Raw genomic sequence first — 13,940 nt, 5'->3', positions numbered from 1 at the left:
GCTACCGACATGCGCCGTTCACTCGGCGGGTCGGCCAACTCTATCCGGTACCCGCTCCGGCGGTTCCGGCGAAGCCGGGCAGTCGGGCCGATCGGCCCACGCGCACACCGCACCACAGGTACCGGACGGGTACGGACCGCGCGGTGTCCGACGCGCCGGTGGTCGCAGGTCGTCGGCGGTACGGGCCGTACACGATGCGGCACCGACCGACCGGCGTGCCCGGGGCGATCAATGGCGGCGGGGCGCGGCGCGGATCAGTACGCTGTGCGGTATGGACCTGCCTGTCGGTCTCACCGCCCGGGTCGAGCTGACCGTCACCGACGCGGACACCGCGCAGACCGTCGGTTCCGGGGACGTACCGGTGCTGGCGACACCGCGCGCGCTCGCCGTCGCCGAGGCCGCCACGGTGCTCGCCACCGCGTCCCGCCTGCCGGCCGGTACGACGACGGTCGGCACCCGGGTCGAGCTCGCGCACACCGCACCCACCCCGGTCGGGCGTACCGTCGTCGCGGTGGCCCGACTGTCCGGAGTGGACGGTCGCACGTTGCGCTTCGACGTGTCGTTGCGGGACGGCGACACCGAGGTGGCCAGCGGCGTGATCGAGCGGGTCGTACTGGACCGGCACCGGTTCGTGGCCCGGGCGTTCGGCGCGGAGACCGCCCCGGACCCGGCGTGACCGGCCCGTTCACCGAGATCGCGCCCGGCGTCCACGTCTGGCGGTACCCGGTGCTCGACGTCAACGTCACCGTCGTCCGCGGCGCCGGGTACGCGCTGGTCGTGGACACGTTGTCCACCGCGGCGCAGGCCGAAGCGCTGGCCGCCGCGCTCGCCGACCTGGGCGTCACGCGCTACGGGATCGTCAACACCCACCACCACTTCGACCACTGCTTCGGCAACGCCACGCTGACCGGCGAGATCTGGGCGCACGACGAGACCTGCCGGCTGCTCCGGGACGAGCCGGACGAGCTGGTCGCGGGCGCCGTGGAGCGGCACTCCGCGGACCATCCGGAGCTGGCCGCCGGGCTGCCGTCGGTCCGGCTGCGCGCCCCCGACCACGCGGTACGCGGGCACGCCACGCTCGACGTCGGCGGCCGTACGGTCGAGCTGGTCCATCCGGGGCGCGGGCACACCGCCGGCGACCTGGTCGTACGGGTGCCGGACGCGGGCGTACTGATCGTCGGCGACCTGATCGAGGAGGGCGCGCCGCCGAACTTCGCCGAGGCGTACCCGGTGGACTGGCCGGACGCGGTGGCCACGCTGCTGCCGTGGGCGACCGGGCCGGTGGTGCCGGGGCACGGCGCGGTGGTGGACCGCGAGTTCGTGGCCGCGCAGCACGCCGACCTGGCCGAGCTGGCGTGGCGGATCCGGGAGGGCCACGCCGACGGGGCGCCGGTCGCGGAGGTCGCGGACCGGGCCGGCCCGTTCGACGCGGCGACCCGGCGCACCGCCGTCCACCGCGGGTACGCGGAGCTGTCCGGACGCGACGCCTGACCGCTTTCCCTTGCGTACCAAGGGATGGCTCAGTTGGGGACGGTGTCGGCGGACCGGCCGTGCAGTTCGGCGGCGGCGGCCACCTCGCGCAACGCGGTGAGGGCGCGGCCGATGAGCGGCTGCGCGCGACTGCCCCGGCGTACGCAGGTGAGGATGCGGCGGCGGGGTGCGTGCGCGCCGCGCAGCGGGATCCGGGCGACCGGGTCCTGCGCGGGCAGGTGCGTCATCCGCGGGATCAGCGAGACGCCGAGACCGCGCCCGACCAGCGCCGCGACCGCCGACCAGTCGGTGACCAGGTGCGCGATGTCCGGCGTGAAGCCGGCCTCAGCGCACGCCACCTGGACGAGCTGCTGGTGGTGCGACCGGCCGGGACTGCCGACGATCCACTGCTCGTCGGCGGCCTCGGCGAGTTCGACGGTGTCGCGGCCGGCGAGCGGATGGTCGGCGGGAATGAGCAGGTCCTGCATCTCGTCCAGCAGCCGGTCCAGGTCGAACTTCGGGTCCTCCCGCCCGGCCGGCGCGTCCGGCGTCGGCACCACCACGGCCACGTCCGCGTCACCGGCCAGGACCAGGTCGTACCCCTCGGCCAGCTCGGCCTCGACCACCCGCACCGTCATCTCCGGGTACCGCGCGCGCAGCAGTGCGGCGGCCGGCGCGAGCAGGCTGACGATCGCGGTGGGGAACCCGCAGAGACGCAGCTCACCGGACTCTCCGTCGGAGTACTGTGCGATCTCCGTCACCGCGCGCTCCCACGCGGCGGCCAGCAGGTCGGCGTTCCGGATCAGCGCGTGGGCCGCCGGAGTCAGCCGTACGCCCCGGCCGACGGGCTCCAGCAGTGGCACCCCCAGCTCCCGGGAAAGCTGCTTGACCTGCTGAGACACCGCCGACGGGGTGAGGTGCAGGGCGTGCGCTGCGGCGGTCACCCCGCCGTGCTGGCCGACCATCCGGATGACCTGCAGACGGCGCATGTCGATCATGAAGTAGCTCCTACACGATGAATTCAGATCTTGTGAATTGATTTTCAACGATCGCCGACGCAGAGTTGCGGACGAACACCTCCCCAACGTCTCCAGGGACCGCACGATGACCGTCGAATGCCAGTACTGCCGCCGCCCCGAGCCGGGCACCTGCACCCTCGAATCCCGGCACACCACCAGCGAGGGCGTCGTGGCGTACGTGCGCTGCGCCTGCGGCCGGCTGCACCGCCACCTGGTCCCCACCGCCGAGCTGCGCTCCTGGTACCAGCCGAGCGACGTCGAGCCGACCCCGGCCGTCACCGCCGCCTGATCCCGTCTGATTCCGTCGTACCCCGGCCGTAGCGTCCGGGGCATGACCGATCACCGCCACACCGTCCGGGCGTACTGGGCGAGCGCCGAGGCGCGCGACTGGGACACGTTCGCCACCCTGCTCGCCGAGACCGTGCGGTACGAGATGCCGCAGACCGGCGAGCGCATCACCGGGCGCGGGACGTACCTCCGGTTCAACCGGGAGTATCCGGGTGACTGGCACATCGTGCCGCTCGACGTGCTGGTCGACGGCGGCCGCGCGGTGAGCCGGGTCGAGTGCACCGTCGACGGCGGGACGCAGCAGGCGGTGTCGTTCTTCGAGTTCGACGACGCGGGCCTGATCAGCCGCGTCGTCGACTTCTGGCCCGAGCCGTACGAGCCGCCCGCCGGCCGCGAGCACCTCGTCGACCGGGACTGACCCGACCGGCGCATCGACGACCTGGCGCGAACCCAACAAGGCTGGATCTCGACCGGGGGCCGAGCCCGGCCAGCCGCGAACTCGACCTCGACCCGGGCCGAGCCCGGCCAGGACCGAACCAGACCAGGCGCGCGAGCCCGACCGGGACGGAACCTCAGGCGCGAGCCCGACCGGGACCGAACCCGACCGGGCGCGGGTCAGGCGTCGAGGCGGCCGTGGATGCCGACGAAGTGTTCGGTCATGGCCGCGGCGTACCGGTCGGGGCGGCCGTCGATCAGCGCGGCCAGCAGGTCGCGGTGCCAGCCGAGCGCGTCGGCCGGGGTGTAGCGCGCGCCCGGCAACCGCCCGTCGACCTGCGCGAACGCCCGCCAGAACACGCTCACCAGGTCGACGACCAGTTCGTTGCCGAGCGGCGCGTAGAGGGCCCGGTGGAACGCCCAGTCCTCGTCCGGGAAGTACTCACCGGCGTCGGCGCGGGCGCGCATCTGCTCGACGATCTCAGCGAGTTCGTCGGTGCCGTGCCGGCCGAAGTGCGCGACGACCTTCGCGGCGAGCCCGACCTCCAGTACCTCGCGGACCTCCAGCACGTTGCGTACGTCGTGCAGGTCGCCGCCCATCGACTGGCGCATCCGGAACGCCAGCCCGTCCTCCAGCGACTGCAACCCGACGGACCCGACGTACGTGCCGAAGCCGTGGCGGATCTCGACGATGCCGACGGCCTGGAGCGCCTTCATGGCCTCGCGCAACGGATGCCGGCCGACGCCGAGCTGCGCCATGAGTTCCTGCTCGTTGGGCAGCGGGTCGCCGGCGCGCAGGCCGCGTTCGAGGATCAGGGAGGTCATCTGTTCCCGGATCGCCTCCTGGCTCCCGAGCCGCGGACGGCCGGCGGACGCGGCGGTGCTCACAGCGTTCTCCCTCCCCGTGGTCGAACCAGATGCTACTGCCCGTGTACCCGCGGTCCGGTCGGAGTGCACCGCGGTCGCCGGGTACTCACCGGCGACCGCGCGCCGGGCTACGCGACCGGTTCCAGGCCGGCGCGTACGACGAGGGCGCGGACGCCGGCGATCTCGGCCTCGTCGAGCGGTACCGAGGGGAAGGCGGTGAGCGGGCAGTCGAGGACACCGAGCACGTACAGGGCGGCCTTGAAGGCACCGAGCGCCGCGGAACTGGCGCCCATCCGGTTCCGGTCCGGCACGGTGATGATGTCGAACAGGCGGAACAGCCGGTCCTGTTCGGCGCGGGCGGCGGCGAGGTCACCGGCGGCGACCGCGGCGGCGATCCGCACGTACCCGGCGGGGTCGACGTTGCCGAGCCCGGGGACGGCGCCGTCGACGCCGAACGCCAGCGCCGCGTCCACGGTGGTCTCCGAGCCGGTCATCACCGCGAACCCGGGGAGTCCGGCGTCCCGCCGGGCGAGGACGAGGCGGCGCAGGCTGGTGTCCTCCCCGCTGGAGTCCTTCACCCCGGCGAGTACGCCGCGGCGGCCGAGGTCGAGCAGCAGGTCGTCGGGCAGTTTCGTACCGACGCGCGGCGGGATGTCGTACGCGTAGAGCGGCAGGCCCCCGGCGTACGAGGCGAGGCGTTCGAAGTGCCGGTCGATCTCGGCGGGGTGGGTGGCGGCGTAGAACGGTGCGGTGCAGACGATCCCGTCCGCGCCGGCCTTCACCGCGGCGGTGACGTGCTCGGCGGAGCGGGCGGTGGAGGTGTCGATCGCGCCGGCGAGTACCGGCACCGCGCCGGCCACCTCGGCCACGACCACCGACAGTACGGTGCGGCGCTGCTCGTCGGTGAGGAACGTGCCCTCCCCCGACGTACCGAGGACGAACACGCCCGAGACGCCGGCGTCGAGCTGGTGGGCGACCAGCCGGGCGAGCGACCCGGTGTCGACGTCGTACCCGGGGGTGAGCGGGGTGACGAGTGGCGGCACCACGCCGCCGATCGGGGCGGTGGCGGGGTTCGGTGCGTCGGTGGACAACGATGCTCCCTACGTCAGACGGTCGTCAGATCGAACGTGGTGAAGCGCAGCGCGGCGAACGAGGACCCGCCCGGGGTGGCCGGTGCCTCGCCCGGCGCCGGCGGCACGGTGCCTGGCGCCGTCTCGCCACCCTCGTACAGGACGCCGACCCGGCCGTCGGGCAACGGTACGAGGTCGGAGTAGCCGGCCATGTCGGCGTGCAGTACCGGTCCGGGGCGCCAGGTGCGGCCGGCGTCGTCGCTGACGTACAGGGTGAGGTCGCGGCGGACGGTGGGGTGGCTCGGTGTGGTGAGCAGCAGCCGGCCGTCGGGCAGCGCCAGCACGCTGCCCTGCACGCCGGGCGCGGTCACCTCCGGGATCCCGGCGTACGGCGCGGTGAGGCTCGCGCCGCCGTCCGTCGACCACGCCTGTACGCGGGCCGGTCCGGTGCCGCGATGGTTGCGCGCGTTGAGGTGGAGGGTGCCGTCGGGGAGTTCGGCGACGGCGGATTCGTTGGCGTTGACGGCGGTCCCGTCGTTGCGGTCGACGAAACCGACCCGCCAGGTACGCCCGCCGTCGTCGGACAGCAGGCAGTGTCCACCGTTGCGGCGGGCCGGGTCGGCGTCGTCGGTGGGCAGCGCGGAGTGGTTGGCGGGCACCACGATCCGCCCCGCGTACGGCCCGTGCGCGAGCGCGACCGCGTGGCACGGCCCGGTCGCGTACCAGCCCCAGCCGGCGGGTTTGACCTGCGCGGTGATGTCCTCGGTGGCGCTCCACGTGTCGCCGCCGTCGGCGCTGCGCTGCACGTACACCCGGCGGCCGGACCGGGCGTCGACGCCCCGGAGTACGGCGTGCTCGGTGGTGTCGGCGGGGTTCTGCACGGTGAGCAGCACGAGGTCACCGGAGGCGGGGTCGACGACCGGGGTGGGGTTGCCGCAGGTACGGCCGGGCGCGGTGGACACCACGCGCAGCGGATCCCAGCTCCGGCCCCCGTCGTACGACCGGCGGAGGACGACGTCGATCTCGCCCGCGTCGCCCGCCCCGTACCGCCGGCCCTCACAGAACGCGAACAGCCCGTCGCGGTGACCGACGATCGCGGGGATGCGGAACGTGTGGTAGCCGCTTCCGGCAGGGTCGAACACGACTTCCGGCCGGCCGAGTCTTGAAGACATAGGACGTACTATGTCATGGTGGGGCCGCACCGTTCAATCGGCAACGCGCCGATCACCTCCCGGTAACTTCCTTGCGCGGAAGAGAGCCCTCCATGCCCTCCATGCCCCCCATGCAGCGCATCAGCAGAAGAACGTTCCTCGGCGGCGGGCTGACCGCCGCCGCCGTCACGGTCACCGGCGCTCCCCTGCTGACCGCGTGCGGCTCATCGGGCGCCGACACGTCCGCCGCGAACCTCGCGGTCACCCTCCCCACGTACAAGCGGTACGCCGGGGTCGCGCCGGACCTGCCCGCCACCGACCGCGTACTGGCCGGCTTCCTCAGGTACCCGGCGCATCCGGTGCGGGCGATCAGCGAGAAGCCCGGCGACGGCAAGCCGATCAGCTTCCTCACCAACATTCCCGGCGCCATCCCGCCCGCCGCCGGCCGGAATCCCTTCTGGCAGGCCGTGAACGAGCGGCTCGGCTCGCCGCTGACCATCAGCATGGCGTCCAACGACGACTACCCGAAGAAGTTCGCCACCCAGGTTGCCGGCGGCGACCTGCCCGACCTCGTCAACATCCCGCCCACCACCGTCGAACTGCCGGCGCTGCTCAAGGCCAAGTGCCACGACCTGACCAGGTACCTGTCGGGCGACGCGGTGGCGAAGTACCCGTTCCTGGCGAACATCCCGACCGAGTACTGGAAGGGGTGCGTGTTCAACGGCGGCATCTACGGGGTGCCGGTGCCGCGCGGGATGTCCCGCACGTCGCTGCCGCTGTACCGGGTGGATCTGTTGGCGGCCAAGGGAATCAAGCGTCCGGCGCCGGCGAGCTTCGCGGAGTTCCTGGACCTGTGCAAGGAGGTGAACGACCCGAAGCGGCACCGCTGGGCGTGGACGAAGCCGCCGACCGACTACGTGCGGCAGATGCTCGGCATCGCCAACAACTGGGCGCAGCACGGTGGGAAGTTCACCAGCAAGTACGAGCAGGAGGCGAACCTGGAGGCGCTGGAGGCGACGCGCAGGATGGTCGCCGCCGGTGTCGTCAACCCGGACGCGTTCTCCGCGGACGCGAGCGCCCGCAAGCAGTGGTTCAACGGCGGGGTCGCCGTGTTCGACCTGGACAGCTTCGTCGCCTGGAACCAGTACTACGCGACGAACACCGCGGGCGACGCGTTCGCCGTGGACATGCTCGACGTGCCCGGGTACTCGGGCGGCCAGGGCAAGCCGTGGATGGGCGCGGCGCTCAACAACATCACCGCCTTTGCCAAGTCCGCCAAGCATTCCGTGGAGACGATGCTCGCGGTGGCGAACTGGATGGCCGCGCCGTTCGGCACCGAGGAGTACCTGTTCCGCAAGTACGGGTTGGCCGGGCGGCACTACACGCTGGAGGGTACGGATCCGGTGCCCACCAAGACGGGCGTGGTCGAGACCGGCATCGGCCTGCAGTACGTCTGCGACGCGGACATGGCCCTGTACTGGGCGGGCAAGCCCGACGTGGCGAAGCGCCAGCACGCGATCCAGCAGACGATCGCGCCGCGCCTGCTGTTCGACGACTCGTACGGGCTGTACTCGGAGACCATGTCGCGCAAGTACGCGCAGCTGTCCGCGGTCCTGCTGGACGTGGAGAACCAGATCGTGCAGGGCCGGCGGCCGGTGTCGTCGTGGAAGGACGCGGTGAAGTCCTTCCTGTCGCAGGGCGGCGAGCAGATGCGCACCGAGCTGGCGAAGGCCCACGCCGACGCGGCGAGGCGGTGATGCTGCGGGCACCGACGCGCCGAACCCCGGGGCGCCAGCGCGCCGGGCTGCTCCGCCGACTCGTCCGCGACCGCGTACTGCTGCTGTTCGCGGTGCCGGGCATCGCGCTGATCCTGGGCTTCCAGTACCTGCCGCTGCTCGGGAACGTGATCGCGTTCGAGGACTTCCAACCGTTCCTGGGCATCAGGGACAGCGCCTGGTCCGGCCTGGCGAACTTCGCGGTCCTGGTGAACGGCGACCCGGCGTTCCTGCGGGCGCTGACGAACACGCTGGTCCTGACGCTGTTGCAGGCGGTGTTCGTGTTCCCGGCGCCGATCCTGCTGGCGCTGCTGCTGAACTCGCTGTTCTCGGAGCGGATCAAGCGCATCGCCCAGAGCATCCTGTACCTGCCGCACTTCATGTCGTGGGTGATCGTGGTGGCGCTGTTCCAGCAGATGCTGGGCGGCAGCGGGCTGCTGAACAACGTCCTGCGCGCGCACAACCTCGCCACGCTCGACATCATCGGCAACTCCGACCTGTTCCGGGTGCTGCTCACCTCGCAGGTGATCTGGAAGGACACCGGCTGGGCCACGATCCTGTTCCTGGCCGCCCTGTCCACCATCGACTCCCAGCTGTACGAGGCGGCCAGCGTGGACGGGGCCGGGCGCTGGCGGCAGCTGTGGCACGTGACGCTGCCCGGCCTGCGCGGCGTCATCATCCTGCTGTTCATCCTGCGGCTCGGCGACTCGCTGACCGTCGGGTTCGAGCAGATCATCCTGCAGCAGCAGGCGGTCGGCCGGGACGTCAGCGAGGTGCTCGACACGTACGTCTACAACAACGGCGTGGTCGCCGGACAGTGGGGGGTGGCCGCCGCGGTCGGACTGGTGAAGGGCCTCGTCGGGGTCGCCCTGGTGCTGGCCGCGAACAAGGTCGCGCACATCTTCGGCGAGGAGGGGGTGTACAGCCGGTGAGCCGTCGCAGGGACGCGCCCTCGTGGCCGATGCGCGCGTTCAAGGGCCTGGTACTGCTGGTGTTCTGTGCCCTGGTGGTACTGCCGTTCGTCGGGGTGGTCTCCACCAGCGTCGCGCCCGACCGGCAGATCAACGAGGCGGGCGGCCTGGTACTGCTGCCCGACTCGGTACACCTGGACGCGTACCGGTCGCTGTTCGCGGGTGGCGTCGTCACCCGGGCGCTGGGCATCAGCGTGTTCGTCACCGTCGTCGGCACGTTCGCCAGCCTCACCGTGTCCGCGCTGCTCGCGTACGCGCTGTCCCGGCCGCACTTCTCGGCGCGCCGGCCGCTGCTGCTGGTCGTCCTGTTCAGCATGCTGTTCTCCCCCGGCATGATCCCGCTGTACCTGGTGGTCAAGCAGGTCGGGCTGCTGGACAGCGTGTGGGCGCTGATCGTGCCGACGATGGTCAGCGGGTTCAACGTGATCGTGCTGCGGTCGTTCTTCGCCGGGCTGCCCGGCGAGATCATCGAGAGCGCGCGCATCGACGGCGCCGGCGAGCTGCGCATCTTCGGCAGCATCGTGCTGCCGCTGTCCCGCGCGGTGCTGTCGGTGATCGGCCTGTTCTACGCGGTCGGCTACTGGAACGCGTTCTTCAACGCGATGCTGTACCTCAACGACAGCACGGCATGGCCGCTGCAACTGGTGCTCCGCACGTACGTCGTGAACGACACGCAGCTCGGGTCGGCCGACCTGGGGACCGAGCAGTTGCCCCCGCAGGCGGCGATCCAGATGGCGATCCTGGTCGTGTCGATCGTGCCGATCCTGCTCGTGTACCCGTTCCTGCAACGGCACTTCACGAAGGGCGTACTGACCGGGGCGGTGAAGGGCTGAGTCGCCGCCCGCACCGGCTGGCGGGTACGGGCGGCGCGGTCAGGAGTGCTGGTAGGCGCCGGCGTCGCGGGTGCCGGACAGTTCGGTGCCGTCCAGGTCCCACCGCAACGCGTCGGCGTACTCCGGGTCGGGTTCGACGCCGATCCCGATGGCAGGGCTGCCGGCGGTCAGGTGCAGATCCGGGGTGGTCTTGCTGACCCACCCCGGATCGTCGGTACGCACGTCGTGCGCGCCGCCCGCGAACTGCCACTGCGTCTCCGGGTACGAGGTGTCGTAGACGTCGTTGTCCTCGTCGGCGCCCTCGCCGTCCTCGTACCCGGGCTTCCACCAGACCGAGAAGACGTTGTTGCGCAGCTTGAGAATGCTTGGCGCGCAACCGGAGTCGCACACCCACCCCTCGCTGAGCCCGCGGCCGGTCGCCGGATCGTACCCGGACTGCGGCAGGTACACCGAGTTGTCGTACGCCTGGGTGCCGAGTACCGGGCCGAGGTTGGTGTCGTCGGCGCCGCGGGTGACGAGGAACGAGCCGCGCGGCTTCGTCGACGTGACCGTGTTGTACCCGAACATGTTGTCGCTGGCGGTCCCGCCCGGCCGGTGCCCCAGCTCGGTGAAGGTCTCGTTGTCCACGGTCGTGTTGTACGTGACGGTGTTGCGGTCGCCGTCGTAGATCTCGACCGCCGCCCCGTCGTACGTGTAGTCGTCGCTGGCGGCGAAGCTGCCGCTGATCGTGTTGCGGGTGACCAGGTTGTCGTCCCCGTTGAGCAGCACCCCGAACGCGCCGGAGTCGTCGTCGCCGCCCGGCGTGTTCACGCTCATCTTGTCGTTGTCGACGAGTTGGCTCCACTGCACGGCATCGTGCCCGGCAGTGTCCATGATGGACACTCCGGCGACGTTGTGCTCGGCGCGGACCGAGTCGAGCACGTCGTGCTGGCCGTGCGTACCGGCGGCCGCGCCCGACCGGCCGATCTCGAAGCCGGCCCAGCCGCAGTCCGACGCGGTCAGCTCGGTGACCACCCACCAGTTGCCCTCGACCGCCACGCACGTACTGCCGCCCGTGACGACCGGCCGCGCGCCGTCCCCGTACGAGCCGACGGTGATCGGGGCGGCGCTGGTGCCGTTCGCCGCCAGCGTCAACGTGCCCGTCCAGGTACCGCCCTTCCGGAACGCCACCGTGTCGCCGGCGGCGAACGCGTACCCGCTCACCTTCGCCAGCGACCGCCACGCCGTCGCGGGTGACGTGCCCGCGTTGGCGTCGCTGCCACCGGTCGCGTCCACGTAGTACGTCGTCGGGGTGGCCTGCGCCGCCGAACCGACCACCCCCACCAGGACCCCGCCGGTCAGCGCGCCCACCGCCGCCACGACCCCGACCCTGCGGTACCAGCCCGTCATCGCCGCTCCCTGCCGTCTGGTGATCGGACAGCAGGATGCTAGGACATCACGAGTCGGCTTCGTCGTCCCGTTTCGGGTGGTATTCCGCCTGGCGCCGCACCCGGGCCCGCGCGAAGTCACCGGCGCCGTCGACCACATCCCCGACGCCGAGCCGCACTCCGCGCGCCGTGCCGAAACCCTTCAGTACGGCGGCGCGCGCGTCCGGGTCGGGGTCGGCGTACGAGCCGCCCGCGGCCAGGACCACGTCGGCGGCGGTGATCCGGCCGAGGATCTGCGCCCCGTCGCCGAGGTCCGCGTCCGCCAGCAGCTCGACCCCGTTGGTGAGCCGGCACCCGTCCCCGATCCGCACCGTGCGGCCGGGCCCCTCGGCGCGCACCGTCACGCCGCCCTCGAACAGGCACCCGGCGCCGACGGTGACGCGGGCACCCCGCCGGGCCACGATCCTCGTACCCGGCCAGTACTCCCCGGCGCCGACGGTGACCGCCGCGTCGGTCGCGGCCAACACGACCCCCGGGTACAGCACGGCGCGGGGCGCGACGACCACGCCGGGCGACACGAGCGTGCCCGCCGGGTCCAGGACGAGGACGTCCGGCAGGGCGGCGAGCAGCTCGTCCACCGTCAGGTACCCGGCCGCGCGGCGGGCGTCGTCCGGGGTCACCGCGTGACGCGGTGCACGACCGGCTTCGTCAGCAGCGCCGACTCGGCCGGCTTCGGCCGCGGGTCGATCGACCGCTCGACGAAGATGGCGTGCCAGACGCAGAACACCAGTACGGTCCAGACCTTGCGGCTGTTGTCGGCCTCGCCCTTGCGGTGCGCGTCCAGCAGCTTCCGCACGTACGGCAGGTCGATCAGCTCACCGGCGGCGGACTGCGCGAGGATCATCGCGGCCCACTCGTACATGTCGTTCTTGAGCCAGACGCGGGTCGGCGTGGGGAAGCCCCACTTGCGCCGGTTCACGATCGGCGGCGGCACGATGTTGCGCACCGCCTGCCGCAGCGCGTACTTCGTGTGGTTGCCGCGCAGCGTGACCTTCAGCTCGGTCGGGATCGTCGCGGCCAGCTCGAACACCACCGGGTCGAGGAACGGGACACGCACCTCCAGCGAGTGCGCCATCGACATCCGGTCCGCCTTGACGAGGATGTCGCCGCGCAGCCACGTGTACAGGTCGATGTACTGCATGCGGGTCACCTCGTCGAGGTGCGCGCACTCCGCGTACAGCGGGGCGGTGACGTCCGTGTACTGCACGCGCGGGTCGTAGTACCGCATGAGGGTCTTCTTCTCTGCCTCGGAGAAGATCCGCGCGTTGCCGTAGTAGCGCTCCTCCAGCGGTACGGTGCCGCGGTCGATGAAGCTCTTGCCCTTCACGCCCTCCGGCATCACGTTCGCCACCGACCGCAGGCCGCGCTTGATGCCGTCCGGCATGGCGGCGACGCTGCGCAGCGACAGCGGCTCCCGGTAGATCGTGTACCCGCCGAAGAACTCGTCGGCGCCCTCGCCGGACAGCACCGCGGTGACGTGCTGCGCGGCGGTGCGGTTCACGAAGTAGAGCGGGACGAGCGCCGGGTCGGCGACCGGGTCGTCCAGGTGCCAGACGATCCGCGGCAGCTGCTCCATCATGTCCTGCGGCCCGATCTTCGTCGGGATCAGCTCCACGCCCAGGTGCTGCGCCGAGTCCGCCGCGACGTCGATCTCCGAGTAGCCGGGCACGTCGTACCCGACGGTGAAGGTCTTGACCTTCGGGTTGAACTCGCGGGCCAGCGCCACGACCGCGGTCGAGTCGATGCCGGACGACAGCAGGCAGCCCAGCGGCACCTCGGACCGCATGTGCAGCCGGACCGACTCGCGCAGCGTGTCCTCGATCTTCTTGTACAGCGCCTGCTCGTCGCTGACCGGCGACGGCCGGAAGTCGGCCCGGTAGTAGCGGGACAGCTGCACGGGCTCACCCGGCCGGTACGTGAACGCCTGGCCGCACTCGACGCGGTGGATGCCGCGGTGCATCGTGCTCGGCTCCGGCACGTACTGCAAGGTCAGGTAGTGGGACAGGTTGGCGTGGTCGATGCCGTTGTTGCCGGCGCGGGCGGACGGCGCGAAGGGCATCAGCGCCTTCTTCTCGCTCGTCAGGTAGAGCCCGTCGTTGGTGAGCAGGTAGAACAGCGGCTTGATGCCGAACGGGTCGCGGGCGCCGACGGCGCGCCGCTCCACCTTGTCCCAGATCACGAACGAGAACATGCCGCGCAGCCGGCGCAGCGCCGTCTCCAGACCCCAGTGGTGGTACGCGGCGAGGATCACCTCGCCGTCGCCGTCGGTCTCGAACCGGGCGTTGCACTCGCGCCGGAGCTGGTCGCGCAGCTCGATGTAGTTGTAGATCTCGCCGTTGAAGGTCAGCAGGTACCGGTCGAGGTAGCGCAGCGGCTGGTGGCTGTGCGCCACGTCGATGAAGGCGAGCCGCTTGAACCCGCAGACGACGTCGCCGCCCGGCGAGTCGCCGAAGGTCTCCACCCCGGTGTCGTCGGGACCGCGGTGGTGCAGGTTCTCCAGCGCGTCGGCGATGCTGTCGCGGTGGACGCCGGCGATGCCGTGGGCGCTGACGAAGGTGAGCAGTCCGCACATGGCAGCCATCTTTCCATGCGGGTCGTGGTGGCTGCGCGTGTGACCGCACACCCCCGGCGCCG

At 71.7% G+C, this 13,940-nt stretch carries 14 protein-coding genes; 7 read left to right on the top strand and 7 right to left on the bottom strand.

Features of this window, described 5'->3' with window-relative positions; all coding sequences use genetic code 11:
- The first annotated feature begins 271 nt into the window (after positions 1–271).
- Together Aru02nite_RS19235 and Aru02nite_RS19230 are read left to right on the top strand one after the other, a co-directional pair.
- Complete coding sequence (locus tag Aru02nite_RS19235; RefSeq protein WP_203659548.1) at positions 272–676, top strand: thioesterase family protein; 405 nt, start codon at positions 272–274, stop codon at positions 674–676.
- On the top strand, positions 673–1,491 hold the full coding sequence (locus Aru02nite_RS19230) for an MBL fold metallo-hydrolase (RefSeq protein WP_203659546.1): 819 nt from the start codon (positions 673–675) through the stop codon (positions 1,489–1,491). The genes Aru02nite_RS19235 and Aru02nite_RS19230 overlap by 4 nt, the downstream gene beginning before the upstream one ends.
- 29 nt (positions 1,492–1,520) lie before the next feature.
- On the opposite strand, the gene Aru02nite_RS19225 is transcribed toward Aru02nite_RS19230, so the two are convergent.
- Positions 1,521–2,468 (bottom strand): LysR family transcriptional regulator, encoded by a 948-nt coding sequence (locus Aru02nite_RS19225; protein ID WP_203659544.1) that lies wholly within the window; start codon positions 2,466–2,468, stop codon positions 1,521–1,523.
- Positions 2,469–2,574: 106 nt separating this feature from the next.
- Here Aru02nite_RS19225 and Aru02nite_RS19220 point away from each other — a divergent pair, with 106 nt between their 5' ends.
- Entirely contained in the window at positions 2,575–2,778 is a 204-nt protein-coding gene (locus Aru02nite_RS19220) for a hypothetical protein (protein WP_203659542.1), read from the top strand.
- 42 nt (positions 2,779–2,820) lie between these two features.
- Positions 2,821–3,195, top strand: a complete 375-nt coding sequence (locus Aru02nite_RS19215; protein ID WP_203659540.1) for a nuclear transport factor 2 family protein — start codon at positions 2,821–2,823, stop codon at positions 3,193–3,195.
- A 197-nt stretch (positions 3,196–3,392) separates the two neighbouring features.
- Here the strand turns inward: Aru02nite_RS19215 and Aru02nite_RS19210 are convergent, their stop codons facing one another.
- From Aru02nite_RS19210 to Aru02nite_RS19200, 3 genes are all read right to left on the bottom strand, one after another.
- Complete coding sequence (locus tag Aru02nite_RS19210) at positions 3,393–4,100, bottom strand: FadR/GntR family transcriptional regulator (protein ID WP_203659538.1); 708 nt, start codon at positions 4,098–4,100, stop codon at positions 3,393–3,395.
- A 107-nt stretch (positions 4,101–4,207) separates the two neighbouring features.
- Positions 4,208–5,170, bottom strand: a complete 963-nt coding sequence (locus tag Aru02nite_RS19205) for a dihydrodipicolinate synthase family protein (RefSeq protein WP_203659536.1) — start codon at positions 5,168–5,170, stop codon at positions 4,208–4,210.
- Between the two features lie 14 nt (positions 5,171–5,184).
- Entirely contained in the window at positions 5,185–6,321 is a 1,137-nt protein-coding gene (locus Aru02nite_RS19200) for a sialidase family protein (RefSeq protein ID WP_203659534.1), read from the bottom strand.
- Between the two features lie 110 nt (positions 6,322–6,431).
- On the opposite strand from Aru02nite_RS19200, the gene Aru02nite_RS19195 reads away from it, so the two are divergent.
- The 3 genes from Aru02nite_RS19195 to Aru02nite_RS19185 are packed head-to-tail and all read left to right on the top strand — an operon-like array spanning position 6,432 to position 9,879.
- Positions 6,432–8,057: an extracellular solute-binding protein gene (locus tag Aru02nite_RS19195; protein WP_203659532.1), complete on the top strand. Its 1,626-nt coding sequence runs from the start codon at positions 6,432–6,434 to the stop codon at positions 8,055–8,057.
- The gene (locus Aru02nite_RS19190) at positions 8,057–9,007 is read left to right on the top strand and encodes an ABC transporter permease (protein WP_203659530.1); all 951 of its coding nucleotides are present in this window, start codon (positions 8,057–8,059) and stop codon (positions 9,005–9,007) included. Before Aru02nite_RS19195 ends, Aru02nite_RS19190 begins: the two co-directional genes overlap by 1 nt.
- Positions 9,004–9,879 carry a carbohydrate ABC transporter permease gene (locus Aru02nite_RS19185; protein ID WP_239076792.1) on the top strand — a complete coding sequence of 292 codons (876 nt, stop codon included), beginning with the start codon at positions 9,004–9,006 and terminating at the stop codon, positions 9,877–9,879. The genes Aru02nite_RS19190 and Aru02nite_RS19185 overlap by 4 nt, the downstream gene beginning before the upstream one ends.
- A 39-nt stretch (positions 9,880–9,918) precedes the next feature.
- Here Aru02nite_RS19185 and Aru02nite_RS19180 read toward each other — a convergent pair whose 3' ends face one another.
- Genes Aru02nite_RS19180 through asnB form a run of 3 tightly spaced genes read right to left on the bottom strand, consistent with a single transcriptional unit; the run spans position 9,919 to position 13,878 of the window.
- Positions 9,919–11,268: a hypothetical protein gene (locus Aru02nite_RS19180; protein WP_203659529.1), complete on the bottom strand. Its 1,350-nt coding sequence runs from the start codon at positions 11,266–11,268 to the stop codon at positions 9,919–9,921.
- A 46-nt stretch (positions 11,269–11,314) separates the two neighbouring features.
- Positions 11,315–11,926, bottom strand: a complete 612-nt coding sequence (locus tag Aru02nite_RS19175; RefSeq protein WP_203659527.1) for a hypothetical protein — start codon at positions 11,924–11,926, stop codon at positions 11,315–11,317.
- Positions 11,923–13,878, bottom strand: a complete 1,956-nt coding sequence (asnB, locus tag Aru02nite_RS19170) for an asparagine synthase (glutamine-hydrolyzing) (protein ID WP_203659525.1) — start codon at positions 13,876–13,878, stop codon at positions 11,923–11,925. The genes Aru02nite_RS19175 and asnB overlap by 4 nt, the downstream gene beginning before the upstream one ends.
- Between the last annotated feature and the right edge of the window lie 62 nt (positions 13,879–13,940).

The sequence above is a fragment of the Actinocatenispora rupis genome (assembly GCF_016861975.1).
Taxonomy (GTDB): domain Bacteria; phylum Actinomycetota; class Actinomycetes; order Mycobacteriales; family Micromonosporaceae; genus Actinocatenispora; species Actinocatenispora rupis.
The sequence above is the reverse complement of the archived record's forward strand: the minus strand, read 5'-3'. Positions and strand labels throughout refer to the sequence as shown.